Annotated in this window: 12 protein-coding genes; 6 read left to right on the forward strand and 6 right to left on the reverse strand. The window is 37.3% G+C overall.

The window, feature by feature from the left end; all coding sequences use genetic code 11:
- The first annotated feature begins 295 nt into the window (after window positions 1-295).
- Together H3V11_RS00715 and cueO are read left to right on the forward strand one after the other, a co-directional pair.
- Entirely contained in the window at window positions 296-6,574 is a 6,279-nt protein-coding gene (locus H3V11_RS00715; protein ID WP_198223382.1) for an autotransporter outer membrane beta-barrel domain-containing protein, read from the forward strand.
- 171 nt (window positions 6,575-6,745) lie between these two features.
- The gene (cueO, locus tag H3V11_RS00720; RefSeq protein WP_198223383.1) at window positions 6,746-8,296 is read left to right on the forward strand and encodes a multicopper oxidase CueO; all 1,551 of its coding nucleotides are present in this window, start codon (window positions 6,746-6,748) and stop codon (window positions 8,294-8,296) included.
- 266 nt (window positions 8,297-8,562) lie between these two features.
- Here cueO and ahpF read toward each other — a convergent pair whose 3' ends face one another.
- Window positions 8,563-10,131, reverse strand: a complete 1,569-nt coding sequence (ahpF, locus tag H3V11_RS00725) for an alkyl hydroperoxide reductase subunit F (protein ID WP_198208943.1) — start codon at window positions 10,129-10,131, stop codon at window positions 8,563-8,565.
- A 158-nt stretch (window positions 10,132-10,289) separates the two neighbouring features.
- A complete protein-coding gene (gene ahpC / locus H3V11_RS00730; protein ID WP_025331058.1) occupies window positions 10,290-10,856 on the reverse strand; it encodes an alkyl hydroperoxide reductase subunit C in 567 nt (188 codons plus the stop codon).
- A 433-nt stretch (window positions 10,857-11,289) separates the two neighbouring features.
- Between ahpC and H3V11_RS00735 the strand changes: the two genes are divergently transcribed.
- A complete protein-coding gene (locus H3V11_RS00735; RefSeq protein WP_198223384.1) occupies window positions 11,290-11,889 on the forward strand; it encodes a DUF2238 domain-containing protein in 600 nt (199 codons plus the stop codon).
- A gap of 118 nt (window positions 11,890-12,007) precedes the next feature.
- Here the strand turns inward: H3V11_RS00735 and H3V11_RS00740 are convergent, their stop codons facing one another.
- The 4 genes from H3V11_RS00740 to H3V11_RS00755 all read right to left on the reverse strand — a co-directional run bounded on the left by H3V11_RS00740 (window position 12,008) and on the right by H3V11_RS00755 (window position 14,796).
- A complete protein-coding gene (locus H3V11_RS00740) occupies window positions 12,008-12,295 on the reverse strand; it encodes a hypothetical protein (RefSeq protein ID WP_025331060.1) in 288 nt (95 codons plus the stop codon).
- 510 nt (window positions 12,296-12,805) lie between these two features.
- Window positions 12,806-13,255 carry a ClpXP protease specificity-enhancing factor gene (locus H3V11_RS00745; protein ID WP_025331061.1) on the reverse strand — a complete coding sequence of 150 codons (450 nt, stop codon included), beginning with the start codon at window positions 13,253-13,255 and terminating at the stop codon, window positions 12,806-12,808.
- A 24-nt stretch (window positions 13,256-13,279) separates the two neighbouring features.
- A complete protein-coding gene (locus tag H3V11_RS00750; protein ID WP_025331062.1) occupies window positions 13,280-13,885 on the reverse strand; it encodes a glutathione S-transferase N-terminal domain-containing protein in 606 nt (201 codons plus the stop codon).
- Window positions 13,886-14,043: 158 nt separating this feature from the next.
- The gene (locus tag H3V11_RS00755; protein ID WP_198223385.1) at window positions 14,044-14,796 is read right to left on the reverse strand and encodes a Nif3-like dinuclear metal center hexameric protein; all 753 of its coding nucleotides are present in this window, start codon (window positions 14,794-14,796) and stop codon (window positions 14,044-14,046) included.
- A gap of 460 nt (window positions 14,797-15,256) precedes the next feature.
- Here H3V11_RS00755 and H3V11_RS00760 point away from each other — a divergent pair, with 460 nt between their 5' ends.
- The 3 genes from H3V11_RS00760 (at window position 15,257) to H3V11_RS00770 (ending at window position 22,871) form a co-directional block, all read left to right on the forward strand.
- Window positions 15,257-15,895, forward strand: a complete 639-nt coding sequence (locus H3V11_RS00760) for a hypothetical protein (RefSeq protein ID WP_198223386.1) — start codon at window positions 15,257-15,259, stop codon at window positions 15,893-15,895.
- A 325-nt stretch (window positions 15,896-16,220) separates the two neighbouring features.
- A complete protein-coding gene (locus tag H3V11_RS00765; protein ID WP_078474742.1) occupies window positions 16,221-17,036 on the forward strand; it encodes a hypothetical protein in 816 nt (271 codons plus the stop codon).
- Window positions 17,037-17,048: 12 nt separating this feature from the next.
- Window positions 17,049-22,871, forward strand: coding sequence for a calcium-binding protein (locus tag H3V11_RS00770; protein ID WP_198223387.1), 5,823 nt, complete (start codon window positions 17,049-17,051; stop codon window positions 22,869-22,871).
- The last annotated feature ends 143 nt before the right edge of the window (window positions 22,872-23,014 follow it).

Genomic DNA, 23,014 nt, shown 5'->3' on the forward strand with positions numbered 1-23,014 from the left:
ATAAATATTAAATCTGCTTTTTTACACGTCAAAATATCAAATAGCATATTTACTTTTATTCTTATGAAAACACTTATTTTTCTAAAACATTCTGATCAACTTTCCGGCACTGATATACACTAATGTTTTTATCATAAAGTTAACCTAATTTGAATATGGTATAACATATCTTATATAATTATTTCGTATAAGATTATTTTTATTTGTTAATTAGCAATTAGTGTGTAAATTAAACAAATTCGTAAATTTATAGCTACTGTTTATTTTTAAATATTTGCGTAAGCAAGGGGAAGTGATGAATAACATATATAAATCCAAATGGAGTGAAGCAACACAGACATGGGTAGCCTGTTCGGAACTAGTACGTGGTAAAACTAAAAATAACTGTGCCAAAATCGCTGCAGCTGTTGCCCTTGCTTTAACCAGTTTAGGCTCATATGCTGCTGATCCTGCTCCCTGTGACAATAACGCAGGAAGTGTTGTAGTTTCAGGAACTAAATGTTCGTTACCTTCGTTACCAGACGACAAAACATATACTGAAATTTCTGCATCAGGTGGCGCAGAGTTAATTGGAGAAGAAGGTAAAAAAATTACAGCCATTGGGACAACTAAAGTCAAAAAAGTAATTAATGTAGATGGAGGATCTACACTGAATGCTACAAATATAACGACTACAAATAGAGTTAACTCAAAAGGCACTAATGCTTTAGCTATTGCAGGCAGTTCAATAGTAGACATTGATGAAAACCTGACAGCAACTAATATGGGGAACAAAGCGGATACTATCGTGAATTCAGGAGGGTCTACATTAACTGTTGGAAAAGATCTGACAATTAACGATGAAAAAGGTTTCAGTAATGGTATACAAAATATAGAAAATAGTACGATAGGCGCTGAGAACATTACGATTACTTCGAAGAAAGTAGGTTTCAGTAATGATGGTATACTAAATAAAAATAATAGTGTGATAGATGTTAAACAAAACATTGATATTACTTCGGAGGGTAGTGACGGAAACGCATCAATAGAAAATACAGACGGTGGTAAAATTAAAGCCAATAACATAAATATAATTCAGGGAGGAAAAAATTATGCAATTCATCAAACATCAGAAAATTCATCTATAACTGTTAATAATGATTTAACCATTAAATCCGGAAATATTCCTGAGGGAAATTCTACGATTAAGATTGAAGGCGGAAAAATAAATGTCAAAGGTAAAACCACCATTAACACTCATGTCGATCCAGACTTTATCGATGACCCTAAAAAAGTCTCTGCTATTTCTATTACAGACGGAACTTATGAAGCTAACGGTGGAGCTAATATTAACATTAAAGATAATGATGAAAAAAACTTTGAAGATGCTGCAGGAGTCATCATTGGAAACAAAGGAATTTTTGAAAATAATGGTACTCTAACGGTAAATGGTGGTAAAAATACTGTAATTGCTACTGATTTAGAATCAGGTGAAGAAGCAACTTTTACAAACAAAGCAGACGGGATTACAACGAGTCACGCTGATACAATTGTTCATAATTCATCTGGAATATTAACAGTAAACAATGATGGGACATTATATTCTGATGGAGATTCAGTTTTAAAAAATAATAAAAATGGTGACATTGTTGTTAACAATAATGAAGCCAGCTCTGTTATTAATGGTAATATTATTAATACTAAGGATGGTAATATTACTGTTAACAACAAAAATTCTGCCTCTACTATTACCGGTAATATTACTAATCAAGATAACGGTACAGTTACTATCAATAACAGCGGTAAGATCCAGAATGATAATACACGGAATAAGATTGAAAATTCCGGTACAGGTTCGATGGATATTACTAATACCGGTACTATAGCCAGCGATATTCTTAATGGAAATACTGGTGATATTACTATTAACAACAATAAAACCAGCTCTGTTGTTAATGGTGAAACTGATTATACTAATCCTACTACTATTAATGGTGATATTATTAATAATAATGATGGGAATATTACTGTTAACAATAATGAAAGCACTTCTTTTATTAAAGGTGGTATTACCAATAGTCAGAAAGGTTCCATTACTATCAATAATAGCGGTAGTATTAGTGGTAGTGATGACACTAAAAAAATTACAAATTCCAATGATGGTGAAATTATCATTAACAATAATCATGAGGGCTCTTTTCTCAGTGACATTGAAAACGATGCGACCAGTACCGGTTTAATTAGTATAAAAAATGAAGGTCATGTAGTCAGCCATATATCAAATAAAAATACTGGTATTATTCAAATTATCAATAAAGATAGCTTTGGCGGCAGTATCGAAAATACCGGTGATATCCTGATTAATAACTATAATGCTTTTGGCAGCACTATTAATAATGATGGCAATGGTACTATTGTTATTAACAACAATGAAAACAGCTCTCCCACTGATAGATCTTCTATTTATGGCGTTATTAATAACAATCAGTCCGGTAATATTACTGTTAACAACAATGGAAACGAATCTGTAATTGATAGCGATATTAATAATAATGCTGAGAATGGTAATATTACTGTTAATAACAATACAGACAGCGCTATTATTAGTGGTAATATTACTAATAGTCAGGCCGGTTCCATTACTATCAATAACAGCGGTTTGACTGTTCTCTATAGAAAAGTTACTAATTCCGGTGCTGGTAAAATTAACATTACAAATAATGATAAAGGCAATTTTCAAAGTGCCATTGATAACGATGCAACCAGTACCGGCATGATTACTCTGAATAATGAGGGTACTGTTAATAGTAAAATTACCAATCAGAATACTGGTGCTATTATGATTATCAATAACGGTACCATTAATGGCTCTATCACCAATACCGGTACTAAAAATAATGTTGATAATATCTGGATTGATAACAATAAAGATTTAAACAGCACTATTGAAAATCGCGATGGTAGTATTGTTGTTAACAACAATAAAGAAGGCTCTTCTTTTACTGGCAATATTTATAATAACAGTGGTTTTAACACAGGTAAGATTACTGTTAACAACAATGAAGAAAATACTAAAATTAATAGCCATATTACCAATGATAATGGTGATATTACTATTAACAACAAGGCATACAGTTCTACTATTGAGGGTGATATTACTAATATAAACGGTATCGTTAATATCAAAAACAGCGGTAAGGCTAATTACTCTAAAATTACTAATTCCGGTGGTAGTGGTAGTATTAACATTAAGAATGAGAATGCCGGCGATTTTCAAGGTGACATTGATAATGATGCAACCGGTCCCGCCTCCATTTATATTCACAATGAAAATACCTTTAACAGCAATATTACCAATCAGAATACTGGTACCATTGATATTACCAATAGAGGAAAGAACTTTGAGGGCTCTATTACCAATCAGAATATTGGTACTATTAGGATTACTAATGACAAAACCTTTAACAGCAATATTACTAATAACAATACCGGTACTATCACCTTGAACAATGGTGGTGAGATAGCTAGCGCTATTCTTAATGGAGGGGCTGGTGCTATCAATATTACCAATGGCGGTACCCTTGGCGGCTATATCAAAAATAAGGGTACAGGCAGTATCTCTTTAACCAATAACGATACCGTTGGCGGCTATATCGAAAATAATGGTACAGGCAGTATCTCTTTAACCAATAACGGTATCATTAGTGGCTCTATCACCAATACCGGTACTAAAAATAATGTTGATAATATCTGGATTGATAACAATAAAGATTTAAACAGCACTATTGAAAATCGCGATGGTAGTATTTTTGTTAACAACAATAAAAAAGACTCTTCTTTTACCGGCAATATTTATAATAACACTGGTTATATTACTGTTAACAACAATGAAGAAGGTACTACAATTAATAGCCATATTAATAATGCTAATGGTGGCAGTATTTATATTAACAACAAGGCAAAAACCTCTACTATTGAGGGTGATATTACTAATATAAACGCTAGTGTTAAGATCGAAAACAGCGGTGAGGCTAATTACTCTAAAATTACTAATTCCGGTGGTCATATTAACATTGATAATGAGCATGAAGGCAATTTTCAAGGTGACATTGATAATGATGCAACCGGTACCGGCTTCATTTATATTCAAAATAGTGGAAATACCTTTAACGGCTCTATTACCAATCAGAATACTGGTAATATTAGGATTATTAATGACAAAATCTTTAACAGCAAAATCACCAATACCGGTGATTTTGCTGTCGATGCCTACAATATTAAGATCACCAACAATAAGGAGTTAAACGGCCCTATCGAAAATAATGGTACAGGCAGTATCTATATTGAAAATACCAAAGATACCGGCCGTATTAGACGTATTAGACGTATTACCGGTAATATTACTAATAACAATGCCGGTACTATCACCTTGGACAATAATGGTGAGATAGCTAGCGCTATTCTTAATGGAGGGGCTGGTGCTATTAATATTGAAAACAATAAAGACAGCTTTATTAATGGTAATATTACTAATAGTGGTGCTGGTAATATCAGCATTAAGAATCAAGATCAAGCTGTATTAAACGGCAATATTAAGAATGATGGTTCCGGATCAATTACATTTACTAACAATGGTGATGTAGATGCTAGTGTGGTTAATAATACCAGTGTAAGAATTAACGATACTAGTCTGAGGCAAATTCAGAATATTGGTAATGGCACGATTACCATTATCAATAATAAAACTTTGAACAGACCAATCAGCAATGCCAGTGAGGGTACTATTGGTATAACCAATAACGGTACTATGAAAACGGATATAACCAATACTAAAAGCAGTACAGGTGAAATTGAATTTATCAATACACAGGAATTCGAAGGTAATCTGATTAATGCTAACACAGGATTTATTTCTGCCCTAAATACCAAAAACTTTACCGGTATAACAGACAATTCCGATTCAGGAAAAATAAATCTGGATAATCAGGGTATCTGGAACAATACCGGAAACTCTGTATTAACAAAGCTGCAAAACACTACCGGGACAATTATATTTCCGAAAGTATCTGAAGTTAATGCCGGTGACAAAGACCAGTACCATACTATCACTGTTAATGGTAACTATACCGGTGGCGGTCTGATGCGTGTTAATACTGTATGGAATAAGGATGGCACTTCTTATAGCGACCGCGTTGATATTCATGGCGATGTAGACGGTGCCGCTACAACAGTGCAGACATTAAACGGTATCTATGGCGATGTGACCCTGAAAGAGATACCTATTCATTCTGCAGTTGTGGTGCATGTAGCCGGTAAGAGTAGCGGCAATGATTTTACCGGTTCCGCTCCGACTACCAATGCCGGTGAAGCTCAGCTTAAAAAAATAGATACTACTTCAGGAACTGATTATGCATGGACATTAACTGCACAAAATAAAACACCTGAACCAACTAATCCTAGTGTGTCTGGACCTACTGATCCTAATATTTCCGAACCTACTGATCCTAATGTGTCTGGACCTACTGATCCTAATATTTCCGAACCTACTGCTCCTGATAAGCCTATTTTGCCAGCACCACCTATAACAGAAGTACCAATTTATGCAGAACCGGTTTCCGGTTATGTGCAGATGCCTACAGCAGATATGGAACTTGGCTTTACCACGATTGGCACATTACATGAGCGGCGCGGGGAAAACCAGACTTACAATATCACTGGTTCGAATAATACTGCTCTTGGTAGTGATCAGCAGCAGACATGGGGCAGAGTTCTGGTTAAACATCTGGATAAAGATGGTAAAAAACGTTTGAATACCGCCGGTAATCAATCTGTATTACAGATTGGTCAAGATTTTATTCTGGATGAAAATGAGAAAACCGGAATACGGCGGCATATTGGCGGCTATGTAGCTTATGGCCATAATGAAAATGATTTCCGCGATCAGTACCGAGCTAAGAATGGTTACATCGTTGATGACCATTACACGGGCAAAGGCCGTACTGATGCAGTAAGTGTTGGTGGTTATGGTACCTTCTACGGCAATAATGGCGGTTATGTAGATCTTGTTGGTCAGGTAACTTATCTGCGCAATAAATACAATGCCCGTTCGAACGAATCTGTACATCAGAACGGCTGGGGTGCAGCTTTATCAGCTGAAACAGGTAAATCATTCATTGTATATGGAAATAACTGGTTTGTAGAGCCGCAGGCTCAGCTGGTATACCAGTATCTGTCTCTGGATGATTTTAATGACAGAATCCGCCATGTTGACCAGCATGATCCGTCTGCACTGCGCGGTCGTGTAGGTATGCGCTTCGGCTATAATGGTGATATCCGTGATAACCTGCCGTCATCCTCTTTCTATGGCATTGCGAATATCTGGCATGATTTCGTTAATCCGAAATCAGTTGATATTGGTCGTGACAATCTAAAAGAAGAGTATGCCAAAACCTGGGGCGAAGTCGGTCTGGGTATTCAGTTGCCAATCACCCGTCAAAGTAATTTCTACAGCGATATCCGTTACGAGAAAAACTTTGGCGGTGATAAACGCAAAGGCTTTAAAGGTACTGTGGGTTATAAATATACCTGGTTATAATGCATTATCCGGCAGTAGCCATATGGTTACTGCTGCTTTCTGCAGGGCACAGCATTTAATGCTGTGCCCTGTTTCTGTTTAAATATTCTTTGGTTTTCTTTTCAGCAAAACAGGCTTGACATTCAACTTAGGTGAAGGTTTAAGCTGTTCTTTTTCTTCATAAGAATCATTATGCACAGAAGAGACTTCCTCAGATATTCGGCCATGGTAAGCGCCGCAGCTACGCTACCGCTTTCTGCTTATGCTCTGAATACTCTGAATTTACCGGTACTGGCTATTCCGCCATTATTAGATACCGGTAAAGATAACAGGATTCAGCTCACTATTCAGCAGGGCACCAGCCGTTTTGGCAAATATCAGACGCAGACATGGGGCTATAATGGTGCTTTGCTTGGTCCTGCTATACGTATTTACCGGGGCAAACCGGTACAGATAAAACTGCAAAACCAATTAACTGAAGCCACAACAGTACACTGGCATGGTCTGGAAGTACCGGGTGAAGCAGATGGCGGACCTCAGGCCTGTATACCAGCCGGACAAGCACGAGTAATTGAATTTACCTCAAGCCAGCCTGCTGCAACATGTTGGTTTCATCCGCACCAGCATGGGCAGACCGGCCGTCAGGTGGCAATGGGGCTGGCTGGTTTGCTGTTGCTGGAAGATACTGTCAGTACTGGTCTGCCTATCCCCAAAAACTGGGGATTAGATGATATTCCTCTGATCGTACAGGATAAAAAATTTAATACAGCCGGACAAATTGATTATCAGCTTAATGTTATGAGTGCTGCCACAGGCTGGTTTGGAGATACTCTGCTGTGTAATGGTCAGATATATCCGCAGCATAACGCGCCGCGTGACTGGTTGCGATTACGTCTGCTTAATGGCTGTAATGCCCGAACTCTGAATTTTGCCTGTAGTGATGGCCGCCCTTTATATGTTATTGCCAGTGACGGTGGCTTTCTGCCTCAGCCAGTAACGGTGTCCAGCCTGTCGGTATTGCCCGGTGAACGTTTTGAAGTAATGGTTGACACCAGTAACGGTAAAACATTTGATTTGCTTACTTTACCGGTAAAACAGATGGGCATGAATCTGCCGCCTTTTGATCAGCCCTGCCCGATAGTTCGTGTGTCTGTACTTTCTTCGCGTAATGATACATCTTTACCCGATCAGTTTACCAGCTCTCTGCCTGTATTACCGGCTCTGTCTCAGCTTGTACACCGACATTTTCAGCTGTCTATGGATCCTGAGCTGGACAGTATGGGCATGCAGGCTTTACAACAACTGGCGGGAAAATCAGCTATGCCAATGGAGCATATGTCTATGCATCAGTCTCATATGGAAATGATGCATAATATGCACACGGATAAAAACGCATTAGATTTAATGCATGCCAACAGGATTAACGGACAGACTTTTGATATGAATAAGCCGGCATTTGCCGCCAGTAAAGGGAAATATGAGTGCTGGGAAATATCCGGTTTAGGCGATATGATGCTGCACCCGTTTCATATTCATGGTACTCAGTTTCGCATTCTTAATGAAAACGGACAACCGCCTGCTGCTCATCGCTCAGGCTGGAAAGATACGGTACGGGTAGAAGGTGGTGTAAGTAAGGTATTGGTGAAATTCAACCACAGTGCGCCAGCCAGTTTTCCTTACATGGCTCATTGCCACATACTGGAACATGAAGATACGGGAATGATGCTGGGGTTTACTGTCTGAATATACGCTCGTTATAAGTTGAATTTTTTCAGATACTTAAAAACTGAATTTAATAATACGTATGGATTAATAAAACGTTAAATTAGCTGCGCCACTAAATATTTGTCCATAAGCCGGATTAGCATAAACAATGAAATTCTGGTATGAAAAGATATGATGTTTTCAATAATATTCCATAAATGTCATCGTATCAGGTCTGTAGATATCCCGATAAAAATATAAACCACTCAAAACGATTGGTTTTGAGTGGTTTCTTATGTCAGTTATTAATTAGCTGCACTGGTACGAATCAGATAATCAAAAGCACTTAATGCTGCTTTAGCACCTTCACCGGCAGCAATAATAATCTGCTTATAAGGTACGTTTGTACAGTCACCGGCGGCAAAAACACCCGGCACACTGGTTTTACCAAAAGCATCAATTGCAATCTCGTGCATTGGCTCAGTTAAGTCTACTGTACCTTGCAAAAATCCGGTATTCGGTAATAAACCAATCTGAACAAAAATACCTTCCAATGCCAGATGATGTTCTGTATTGCTTACCCGGTCCAGATAGTTCAGGCCATTAACTTTGCCATTTTCGCCGGTTACCTCGGTAGTCTGAGCGTTCATAATAATCTGAACATTAGGCAGACTATGCAATTTTTGCTGTAATACTTCATCAGCACGCATTTTGCCGGAAAATTCCAGCAAAGTAACATGCTTTACAACGCCAGCCAAATCAATGGCAGCTTCTGCACCGGAATTACCACCACCAATTACGGCTACATCTTTGCCTTTAAATAACGGACCATCACAATGCGGACAATAAGTCACTCCTTTCGTACGGTATTCCTGCTCACCGGGCACATTCATTGAGCGCCAGTGTGCACCTGTAGACAGGATAACGGTACGCGATTTTAAAACAGCACCACTTTCTGTATGTACCTCAATCAGTCCGCCTGTAGTTTTAGCCGGTACCAGCGCACTGACTCTTTGCAAATTCATAATATCGACATCATAACTGCGTACGTGGCTTTCCAGATCATGGGCAAAACGCGGACCGTCTGTACGTAAAACTGATATGTAATTTTCAATATCCAGCGTGTCGAGAACCTGACCACCAAAACGTTCGGCCACAATACCGGTACGAATACCTTTACGTGCTGCATATACAGCGGCAGCAGCACCGGCAGGTCCCCCGCCCACAATCAGCACGTCAAACGGTGCTTTTGCATTCAGTTCATCAACTGCCGCACTGGCAGCATTGCTGTCCAGTTTAGCAACAATTTCTGCCAGTTCCATTCTGCCCTGACCAAATGGTTCACCATTCAGAAAAACTGCCGGCACACCCATAATCTGTTTCGCTTCAATCTCTTCCTGAAACAATGCTCCGTCAATAGCTGTATGGCTGATATTCGGATTGAGAATAGACATCAGATTCAATGCCTGTATAACATCCGGACAATTGTGACAGGTAATAGAATAATAAGTTTCGAAGTGATAACTGCCCTGCAAATTTTTAATTTGTTGCTGTAATGATTCTGCTTCTTTAGATGGATGACCGCCCACCTGCAATAAAGCCAGTACCAGTGAACTGAATTCATGCCCCATTGGATTACCGGCAAAAACCAGTCCTGTATGCACACCGGGATTAGTGATTTCAAAAGATGGCTTACGTTCAGACTGACCATCAGTACGCAGACTGACTTTATCGCTTAACGCCTCTACTTCCTGTAACAATGCCAGCATGTCGCGAGCACCTTTACTTTCGTCCAGCGTAGCAATAATTTCAACCGGTCTGGTTACATATTCAAGATAAGCTTTTAGTTGGTTTTTCAAAGTGTCGTCTAACATTTTACTGCTCCATTACATTAATAAAAATAAACTATAGATATTCTGTTTTTGATAGCCTGCATTTTTGTTTTAGTAAAAAGCCCGGATACCGCAGCCGGTATTCGGGCTGAATGACTGTTTATTTAACAGTAAGTTTCTGATGTGTGTATTTAAGTGTGTTAGATTTTACCAACCAGTTCCAGAGAAGGAGCCAGAGTTTTTTCGCCTTCTTTCCATTTAGCAGGACAAACTTCACCCGGATGAGAAGCAACATATTGTGCAGCTTTAACTTTACGTACCAGATCTGAAGCTTCACGACCGATACCTTCTGCAGTTACTTCCACACACTGGATAATACCCTGCGGGTCAACCAGGAATGTAGCACGATCGGCAGAACCCTGGCCTTCACGCAGTACACCAAAATTAGTTGTCAGGGTAGCATTGCGGTCACCCAGCATAAAGTATTTAATTTTGGCAATTGTGTCAGAAGCATCGTGCCATGCTTTATGAGTAAAATGAGTATCAGTAGAAACAGAGTAAACTTCTACACCCAGTTTCTGCAATTCTTCATAGTGGTCAGCCAGATCACCTAATTCAGTAGGACAAACAAAAGTAAAATCTGCCGGATAGAAAAAGAATATAGACCATTTACCTTTTACGTCAGCATCACTGATGTCTACAAATTTACCATTATGAAAGGCAGTGGTATTGAACGGTTTGATTTCAGTGTTAACATTAGCAACCATGAAATATCTCCTTGAATGTACAGGTTGAATTAATCGATGGATGTATAGTACACAAATTTATTCAATAAATATAATCAAATGATTTTATGTAATCGATAGTTTTTATTTTTCATAAAAAACAATGTATTATATTTTCAGGATTATAAAAATAACTTACAAACCAGATAAATACACTAAATTCATATATAAAAACTATTATAAACAGCCATTAGCTGTATGGGAGTTACTCTGCCAAAATCTAAAATTGCTGTAACTAAACCGGTCACAGCTTGTATGCTGCACATTACTGATATTTGCCCTGTGCATTTATCAAGATTAATATACAGATTATTATAAAAAAAGAAGTCAAATTAAGATTGATATCGGCAAAAATTTTTTCACTTTTTAGTTTCAGTTTAATTCTGCTACTGAATATTTGCAGGTGATGTATGGTATGAAAACGCATATTCTGCAATTGATAATATTTATACTGGTACTCATATGGTCTGCTTATCAGCCGCATGACTACCCTACCTGGTGGCTTGAAGTTTTTCCGGCATTGCTAGGATTGATACTTCTTGTATTCACCTATTCTCGTTTTCGTTTCAGTCAGCTTATGTACTGGGTAGTTTTAATTCATGCAATTATATTACTGATTGGCGGACATTACACTTATGCCGAAGAGCCGGTATTTAATTATCTGCGCGGTGTATTTGGCTGGTCACGTAATAATTACGATAAGCTTGGACATTTTTTTCAAGGTTTTTCACCAGCTATTATAGCCAGTGAATTACTATGGAGATTACGAATTGTACGCTACCGCGGCTGGGTGATATTTTTGAGTGGTTGTGTCTGCATGACGATTAGCGCCATATACGAATTGTTTGAGTGGCTGGTAGCAATACTGAGTAATCAGGAAGCTGTCACTTTTCTTGGCACACAGGGCGATGTATGGGATACACAGAAAGATATGCTCTGGTGTCTGATAGGTTGCAGCACCATGCTTATCTATCTTTATTTTAGTAAACGGCACTTACGGAGACCATCACGTTAAAACCGCAGTTACCATTACAAGTAAAAATCAGATCGGATCCAACTGATAACAGCAAAGTATCTGATTAGTCTTGCATGGCAGCTTTGACTAAAGCTGCCATCTCTTAAAGCTCAGGTAATCAGGCGGAAACAGATTGTGTTTTTTCCAGTTTGATTTTCAATTCTTTGATATCTTCTTCAAATATCATAATTACGCCCAGATAGGCCATACCAAACATCATAGCGGTAATGAATGAGCTGGCAATAGCCATGGTATTCATCCATACCAGACCCACAGCAAATACCAGAAAACACAAAGCAAATATGACGTTAAAATAGAACTTTACTCTTTTAAATTTTTGCTCTTTGTGTGCAAGCTGTACACTTAGTTCATTACTGTTTGTTGCAAATTCAGCAGTTTGGTTCATGTGTTCAAACTCCAGTAAATGTAAAGCTAATGAATATTATTGTAATGTCAAATTTCAAGACAAGGCTATTTTAACCGGTATTACACTCGCAATGAAGTACTATTTTAACAAATTGATATAAGAGAATAACTCTGAAAAAATTTTGTTAACGCATATTTAATCAGATATACATCCGCAAAATTATCAATTTATTTATATGACATATTCTAAATATTTTTAATTTATAACTAATATTCAAATATATATATAGTTTTAAAACTGCATAGCTTCAAAAATTTTATTTACTGTCTGTTCAGATTACGGCTAACCTTTCATCAAATTTATATATACTTATTAGCTATAAGAACTGATTTATTTGCCACACTTTATTAGGTATAAATAGAATAAAATGTTATCAGTCTGAATCTTAAAAAATTAAAAAGGCTGAAACCATCAGTCAGTTTCAGCCTTGTTTATCAATAAACAAATTACTTCTTATCTGCTAAGAAGATATTCTATTAATAACAATCGTTATTTAACTATTTTCAAACCTTTTTTCGCACCAGATTTATTACTGTCATCTGCAGGTAAACTCTCTGATACAGAAGGCTGGCTTTCAGATACGGTGTTATCCTCGCCTGCTGTCGGGTGTTCACTGTTTTCAGTAAGAGGTTCTACATCAAACCCCATGCCGTCACCAGTTTCTCTGGCAAAAAGACTGATTACATGACCAACCGGAATCCATATATCATGAGAAACGCCGCCAAAACGGGCAGAAAAACTAACCCATTCATTATCTATATTCAGATTATGTGCGGCTACAGGCCCGATATTAAGCACAATTTCATTGTCTTTTACATACTGAAGCGGTACCTGAGTTTTATCATTTACCCATACAGCAATATGCGGTGTATAACCACTATCCAGCGCCCATTCATACAGTGCCCGCAGAATATACGGTTTGGTGTTCAGCTTGTTCATTGTCCTCCCCTTTGTCAGGATAATTTAACGACGCATCGCTTTCTCGGCAGGTGTTAAGGCATCAATAAACGCTTCACGCTGAAAAATACGTTCCGCATATTTAAGCAATGGCGCAGCTGATTTTGGCAGCTTAATATCATAGTGATCCAGACGCCACAAAAGCGGAGCCAGCGCCACATCAATCATGGAGAAATCATCACCGATAATATATTTGTTTTTAGTGAATGCAGGAGCCAGCATCGTTAAGCCCTGAGTAATGGCTTCGCGGGCTTTGTTCATTTCCTTATTACTTGATTCAGGATTTTCCAGCACCAGTACATGACTGAACAGTTCTTTTTCCAGACGATATAAAACAAGACGGCCACGACCACGCATAATCGGGTCTGCCGGCATTAGCTGCGGATGCGGAAACCGCTCATCAATATATTCATTAATAATATTGGATTCATACAAAATCAGGTCACGTTCAACCAGAACAGGAACCTGATTATACGGATTCATCACAGCCAGATCTTCCGGCTTATTAAAAACGTCTACATCTTTAATTTCAAAATCCATGCCTTTTTCATACAGCACAAAGCTGCAACGCTGACTAAACGGGCAAGTGATGCCCGCATATAATGTCATCATAATTAGTTTCCCAGAATTACTGTATAATCAATACAGTGTGGTGTTTAAAAATTATTCAATTATAGACAAATGACTCTATTTTTACCAGAAAAATAGCTTAAGTTTATGTTTATTAAAATTTTTATTATATAAATTACCACCAATCACACAAAATTGATTTAAGCCGGATTAGGCTCATCAAAAAACTGCTGAGTAATCCCGAATTCACTGGCTAATGCATGAGCAAGTGCCTGAATACCATATCTTTCGGTAGCATGATGCCCTGCCGCGATGAATACCACTCCGCATTCCTGCGCCAGATGGTATTGAGGTTCGGATATTTCACCTGTGATAAATGCATCAACCCCGGCATCAATAGCCTGCTGAAAAAAACTCTGACCGCCGCCGGTACACCAGGCCAGCCTGCGTACTGGTTGTTGTTTATTGGCACATAGCAATATGGGTTTGTGATTCAGGCCTAGCTCAATCTCTTGAGCCAGCTGTTCTGCAGTTTGCTCATAGGTTAAATCACCGTACTGAATTAAATTCTGTTCACCGCCACAGCCAGTAATCTGCCAACCTAAACGCTGAGCCAGTTGCACATTATTCCCCCAGCGCGGATGCGCATCCAGCGGTAAATGATAGCCAACCAGATTAATATCATTGGCTAATAATGTCTGAATACGGCGTTTTTTCCAGCCTGTAATCACAGCCGCTTCATTTTTCCAGAACATACCATGATGAACCAGCAGCATATCTGCCTGCTGCTTTACGGCAAAATCAATAGCAGCCTGACTGGCAGTGACAGCACAAACAATAGAGCTAACTTCATCCCTGCCTTCTACCTGTAACCCATTCGGGCTGAAATCGCGAAACTGAGCAACCGCCAGCTCCTGAGCGCACCAGTCTAAAATTTTTTTTCTGAAAGCCATAAATTTCCTTTAATCGTGCAAGATATAGCAGTCTGCATTGTTAATACATAGCTTTATTCTTATTACAATAAAGTTATTATACTAACAAGCACAGGGAGAAAGCTGAAAATGTCTGAATACAGCTGAGTGAATATGAAATTATAAAAAATCATTATCTTTAAATAAAAATATTTATATGCTTTGTGATTAACTAAATAAATGTTATTGTATGTTAATATTTATTAAAATAATGTAGTATTAAATTTAAAAGCTCGCAGATTTTTGGAATATCAAAATGAAAATATTGCTTTTGTTATTAATTTTAAGTTTAAGCGGATGTCTTAACAGCAACAATGATAGTGAACAGGACAAAATTAAAAAAATGGAGGAACAACGGATAATGACAGACACCACAGAGATTACTGTCCGTATTCCATCAAAAGTATCAGGTAAAAAACTGGAGATTACCCTGCCGCGCTGCATGTTTGGTTTTAGTATAAAAAATAAAATTATTGATGGTATAGTCGAGCAAAAGGCAGCAGCAATTATATTTGCCTTACCTACTTTATCAGGTTTTCCCAATGATGAAGAAGCAATTCATCGATGTCCTGATTTTTCTAAGCCTGTTGTAGGTCTTAGTTTTGCGCCGTTATATCGTAATATAAAAGCAGAAAAACTGGAATATGGAAATCATTGGTTCAAACGGGAAAATTACCGATTCCGTTTAAAAGAAAAGAAAAATAATCAGGAATTGTATTATATTGGTATTTCAGGAAAACAAACTATGTTTGTTAATAAATCCGAAACCAATCAACAAGATTTAAGAATTGATTTCTGGCCATTTGATGTTAAGGATGAATACAATGCTTTTCCTCATCAAATTGATATTTATTCTGTTTTAGATAAAGAGTTTAGTGTTGCTTACACTGTATATTCCTCGAGATTTCTACATGGAAAGTATAAACCACCAGTAAGCCAGAACTATTTTGCTGATGGATTAATTCAAATATATAAGCACAATGAAAGTTTACTTGACCACCCGGAAATTCAACTGGGTTTTATTCAGAATAATAACCGTATTCTGGATTATATCCATCAGCACAGTAAAGTCGTTGATTAGCTAGTGCATTAGCTAAAGATTTTTACAATAAGACAGACTTAAATATAATTTTTGGGTAGTGAAAACAATTAATATATATATTAATTAATCATAATTAAAATTTCGATTTAGCAATTTTGTGCTTTAATGAATATTTAAAGTACAATAAATATCATATTCTGACTAAATAAAAAGAATTTTTTTTCAATTTAAATCTTCAATACACAATATTTGAATGCATTATGCTTTTGCTATTTATCTGATTAAATGTTATTTTTCGGTTGATTTTATCAAAAGTAAGGGGAATTTTAAATAAATATTTAAACCAGACAGTACAAGGAAAAATATGAAATATTGGCTTTGTATACTGCTTTTATGCTTAACCGGCTGCTTTAATGGCAACAGTGAACAGGACAAAATTAAAAAATTGGAGGAACAAAAGATAATGACAGACACCACAGAGATTACTGTCCGTATTCCGTCAAAAGTATCAGATAAAAAGTTAGAAATTACACTTCCTCGCTGTTTCTTTGGTACAAATCTGAAACATCAAATTATTGATGGAAAGGTTGAAGAAATTGCTGTTAGCATTATGTACCAGTTACCTACATTTTCCGATTTCCCTAATAATGAAGAAGCCATTTATCAATGTCCTGATTTTTCTAAACCAATTACAACATTAGGTATTTTCCCATTGTTTCCCATAGTTGGCAAAACTGAATTGGAATATGGAAATTACTGGTTAAAACAGCAATACTTTAGATTTTCTATTAAAGAACAAAAAAATAATTTGGCACTATATCGTGCTGGCATTGATAGGAAATTAGCCATATTTGCTAATCAATCTGATAGTAGTCAACAAGATATTAGCATTGAATTTTGGCCTTTTGATTCCAATAATAAAGATGATTCCTATCCACATCAGACTGATATACATTCTGTATTATACGAAGAGTTTGGTTTAAGTTATACGATATATTCTTCAAGATATTTACATGGGAAGAATAAACCGGACGATCAGAACTATTTTGCCGATGCTTTAATAAATATATATAAAAATAATGAAAGTCTACTTGATCATCCAGAAATTGTAAGAGATTTTGTTAAAAATAATAATCGTGTTGTTAATTTTATTCAAAAACATAGTAAAGTAATTGATTAATTGGGAGAACTTATGAACTGTTTTACTAAAGGTGAAGATTTTAAGGGATATTTAAACTTAGAGGCATATTTAGCCGAAAATGCGTCCTATGATTTAACTGAAGCTCAACAAAAAGAATTAACATCAATTTTAAATGATATTAGAGAAAAAATAGCTAATGGTGAGGATGCAAATTATTCAAAAGCATATGAATATTTAAAATCAACTATACCACAGGGTAATCCAGATGCTGCAGGCTTAAATACTTGGTTAGACGTGGCAGTAGCTACTAATAGCCGCGGAGCTGGCGGATTTTTGAATAATGTTATTGATAAAGCTTTGCGCTTTGCTACTGATGTAATTATGCGCTCAAGACTATCGAAGTATGATGATAAGAACTATAACCATTTTTCTAATAATATGGCTGATGTGTTGCTGACTAATATAGCACAATCAGGAAAAGTCTCATTAGACGGAATTTTAAAATCAGACGCACAGGGTTTTACCCGTTTTGATCCTGAATCTTTAACACCTTCAGATTGGCCCGGTTCTGCACTGGACTGGCATAATCTTGATAATCTAGGTGCATTAAATCCACTCGGTTTTGTACAAACTTTAGGTAATCTTTATTTCGGATATAAACATTTTACCCTAGATCCTTTTAATTTCGGAAACTGGATATGTGAACATACTAGAGAATGGTTAAATTGGAATCGTGACGGTAAGTATTATATCTATGATCCTCTGGTACTGGATCTTGACGGAGATGGTATTGAAACAGTTGGTTCCAGAAAATTAAACGGGGCTGTCTTCGATCATGACGGAGATGGTATCCGCACGGCTACCGGCTGGGTAAAGGCTGATGACGGTCTGCTGGTTGTTGACCGTAATGGTGACGGTATCATTAATGACGGTACTGAACTGTTTGGTGACAGTACGTTGCTGGCTGACGGCACTAAAGCAAAAGACGGTTATGCTGCATTACGTGAATTTGACAGTAATGGTGATGGTAGAGTAGATGCGCAGGATAAACATTTCAATCAGTTACGTGTATGGCGAGATCTGAATCAGGACGGCATCAGCCAGACTAATGAATTGTTTACGCTGGAACAAGTTGGTGTTAAAGCATTGAATCTGGCTAATAAAAATACAAATACTAATCTGGGTAACGGCAATACTTTAGCGCAAATCGGAAGTTATGAAACTACAGACGGGCGTACCCATGAAATGGGTGATGTCAATTTTGAGCATAAGCCAGTTTTCAGTGAATATGCCGAAGAAGTTAAACTGACAGAACAGCAAAAACAGGCACCGAATTTAAAAGGTACAGGCCGGGTGCGTGACTTACGCGATGCAGCAGCGCTTTCAGATAAACTCGCTGAGCTTTTAAATACTTATTCGAATACCGAAACGCGGGCCGGACAATTGTCTTTACTAGATAAATTATTGCTGGAATGGGCAAAATCCGATCCTCAGTTTGATGAGAATGCTAAATATTCTCTGGGTACAGACTGGATAAGAGTTAGCTCAAATAGTGGCGGTTCAGGTTTTACACCTTCACAAGAAGGTGGCTTAAAAGTTGCAGATCCGGAATGGCTCAAAAAATTTGATACTTACAGCAATAAGCTGAACATTCTGAATGCTTTTACAGGTGAATCTTCTAAACTATTTTATGCAGGCACCGCAAAGCAACGTCAGAAACTTCTGGATACTATTGATGATACTTATAACAGTATCCGTGATAGCCTGTATGAAAGTTTGCTATTCCAGACACGTCTGAAACCATATCTGGAGAAGCTAACATTTAAATTAGAAAATGATCAGATATCTATAGATTTTTCAGATACTACTGCGGCTTTCAATCAGGTTTTCCAGCATAATCCGGAAAAAGCTTTTGTTGACTTAGGAGAATTTCTTGCCTATCAGTACGATGGTTTCTGGCCGGAAGGATTTAATCTTTTAAATCAGTATATTAATTATGCTAAAACTCATGGTGTATATGAAAAATGGTGTAATCATCTGGGGCAGACGGCACAGGATAAACTGAGTGTATGCTCAGGCAGTGATGGCGACGATATTCTGATTGGTACCAATCTTCTGAGTGATGGCAGAGATATTATTAAAGGTGGTGCCGGTAATGATATTCTTATCGGCGGAATAGGCAACGATGACCTGGATGGAGGTGCTGGCTCAGATATTTATGAATTCGCACGCGGATTTGGTCAGGATGTTATTCACAATCATGATACCGGTACAGATAAAATAGATAAAATACGTTTTACTGACGGTATTTTAAGAAGTGAAGTGATATTTGTTCGCGAAGGTAATGATTTATTCCTGAAAATCAGAAATACTACCGATCAAATTAAAATAGAAAATTTCTTCATTAAAGATGGTCACGGCGGATATGAAATTGATCTGATTGAATTTGCTGATGGAAAACAGCTTAATGTAGAGGAAATCAAAGCATTATTGTTACAGGCGACAGATAATAACGATATTATTCATGGTTATGAATCAAATGATTCGCTGATGGGCCTTGCTGGCAATGATACTTTGAAAGGTCATGGCGGGGATGACTTGCTTGACGGTGGAGATGGTAATGATAACCTTGATGGCGGTGCTGGTAATGATGTATTAATCGGTGGTGCCGGTAATGATATTCTTTATGGCGGCGATGACGATGATATTATTATTGGTGGTACCGGTAATGATTATCTGGAAGGTGGTGAAGGCTCAGATCTATTCATCTTCGACAAAAATTTTGGCAACGACAAGTTACTCGAATTCAATCCCTCAGGTAAAGATATTAATACTGTATACTTTAATAATTGGATAAAAGATGATTTTATCTATTATCGCAAGGGTTTGGATTTTTATATTGTGGCTAAAAATTCAGCTGATTCATTACAAATTATCAACTTCTTCCGTGCTTCTGGTGAAAATCAGCTAGACTATATTAAATTCTCAGATGGCAGCCAGCTGGATATTTCAGATATTCGTACCCTTACTCAAACCGGAACTGATGGTGATGATGAGTTGTATGCATATGGTACAAAAGATACATATTTGAATGGCGGGAAAGGCAATGACCAGCTTTATGGTGCAAACGGTAATGATACATTGATTGGCGGCGACGGTAACGACCGTATTTATGGTGGTGCCGGTAATGATGTTCTGACCGGCGGCACAGGAAACGACTATCTGGAAGGTGGTTCCGGTTCCGATATTTATATATTCGGCAGCAATTTCGGTCATGATGTTATTAATAACTATGATTCATCCGGTAATCGCGAAGATATTATCCGCTTTACCGATAATATCAGTCAGGCTGATTTAATTTTCCGGCGTACCGGCAATGATCTGGTTATCAGAACCCGTCAGGACGATAACAGTATTACTGTTCAGAATTATTTTCAGAATGAAGCAAAAGGAAATTATCGGGTTGATTTCATTGAATTTGCTGATGGTACTCGGTTAAATGTGCAGGATATTAAAAAATTAACCCAGACTGGTACTGATGGTGATGACGAGCTTTATGCTTACAGTAATGAAGACACCGTACTTAATGGTGGTCTCGGTAATGATTCACTATTTGGTGCCAATGGTAATGATACATTGATTGGCGGCGACGGTAACGACCGTATTTATGGTGGTGCCGGTAATGATGTTCTGACCGGCGGCACAGGAAATGACTATCTGGAAGGTGGTTCCGGTTCCGATATTTATATATTCGGCAGCAATTTCGGTCATGATGTTATTAATAACTATGATTCATCCGGTAATCGCGAAGATATTATCCGCTTTACCGATAATATCAGTCAGGCTGATTTAATTTTCCGGCGTACCGGCAATGATCTGGTTATCAGAACCCGTCAGGACGATAACAGTATTACTGTTCAGAATTATTTTCAGAATGAAGCAAAAGGAAATTATCGGGTTGATTTCATTGAATTTGCAGATGGTACCCGGTTAAATGTGCAGGATATTAAAAAATTAACCCAGACCGGTACTGATGGTGATGACGAGCTTTATGCTTACAGTAATGAAGACACCGTACTTAATGGTGGTCTTGGTAATGATTCACTATTTGGTGCCAATGGTCGTGATATTTTAATTGGTGGTGATGGTGACGATAAACTATATGGTAATGATGGTAATGACATTTTAATGGGTGGTACAGGAAATAATTATCTTGATGGCGGTAAAGGAATTGATGGTTATGTATTTTCTCATACGGATTTAATAGGAGAATCTGTTAATCATATTACCGACAGCGACGGATTAGGTTATATCAGTATCGATAATGTTCGTCTAAATAATTTAAAATGGACTATCGATGCAGTAAAAGACACTGTATGGTATTCAGGGAAATTGAAACTGCAAAAAAATGGCAGTAATCTGATAATAACTGGTGATTTTAATTCAAGTATTATTATTCATGATTATCATGATGGTGATTTAGATATTAATCTACCTGAACGTAATCTGACCCCAGAAGTAGCACAGCATATTGATCCTTTGAATACCCGAGGAGGTCGTTTCTTTAGTTATCAGCTACCATACAATTTGTTTAAAGATCCAAATCAATCAGATGAAATCTTTATTAGCGTAGATGGTTTGCCTGACTGGCTAAATTATGATGAACATACTCAAACCTTATATGGTACACCTGATGCAGATTTAAATGGTGAATTCATTATTCAGATTACAGGAACAGATACTGGCGGTTTAAGTGCTCATATACCGCTTTACCTAAATATTCAAGCCAATCATACACCAGAAGCTGTCGGACATATACAAGATCAAAGACTGGTTGCAAAACAATCATGGTCTTTTGGAAAAATCGACCATCTATTTACTGACCAAGACGGCGATAAACTTCAATATACTCTAAAAGCAGTTAGCCCCAAAGATGATATCAGCTGGCTGACTATTGATCCGATAACTAATCAGCTAAGTGGTACTCCATCTCAAAGTGGTTGGTTTACTGTACAGTTAGTCGCTACTGACGAATTCGGTAAACAGGCAATTCAGCAAATTGAGTTTGAAATTTTACCAGCTGATACGATTTTTGCGGAAAAGAAAACCAGTTATGGAAATGATAAGAATAACGTTATTATTGGAAACAATCTGAATAATCATATTCATGGCAAAGGCGGAGATGATTATATCGAGGGAGGTGCCGGTAATGATAGTTTATATGGCGATCAGGGTAATGATTATTTGAATGGAGGCATCGGGGATGATTACTTATATGGAGGTAAAGGTAACGACATTCTTGTAGGAGGTTTGGGTAACGATTATCTGGAAGGTGGTATAGGCAATGATACCTATGTAATCAGCCGTGGTCATGGTCATGATACAATAGTTGAAAGTAATCAGTTCGAACAGGATACAAATATCATCCAGTTTACTGATATTCGATCTGATGAAGTCATTTATCGCAAAGAAGGGTCTAATCTGATAATTTCCGGATACTCTGATACTGATTCAGTTTTAATCAAAAACTTTTTTGGCAAAAAACAGCTTATACAAACTATTAATTTCGAAGATAAAAGCATAGATTGTAAGGAGCTTAAGCTGAATCAGATTAACACTTTAACTAAACGCAAAAAATTTACGGAAATCAGTGACAGGAGTCTTTATACAAATAGTAATAAAGGACAGAATATCAACCAAACTGGATACTTTGTCACGAACAGTACACATGAAGCTAAGATTGCTAATCAGGTAAATCGGCTGATTACAGCAATGACAGATATGTCTGTCGGTAATACAACTGGTTTTATGGCTCCTGAGCAGACAATATTACCTCATCAGCATAATACTGTAGCTGCATACTGGGGTAATTAACAACTGTACTTTAAAACAAAGCCTGCAATTTGATTTCAGGCTTTGTTCATACTTGAATTTAGTAAAAGACTAAAGCTATTACTTTCTAATGATTTCAAAGTAAATTTTTGTTTTTTTTATTAATAAAAAAGCTGCTGGTTGCA

The organism is Snodgrassella sp. W8158 (assembly GCF_016100435.1).
In the GTDB taxonomy this organism is placed as follows: domain Bacteria; phylum Pseudomonadota; class Gammaproteobacteria; order Burkholderiales; family Neisseriaceae; genus Snodgrassella; species Snodgrassella alvi.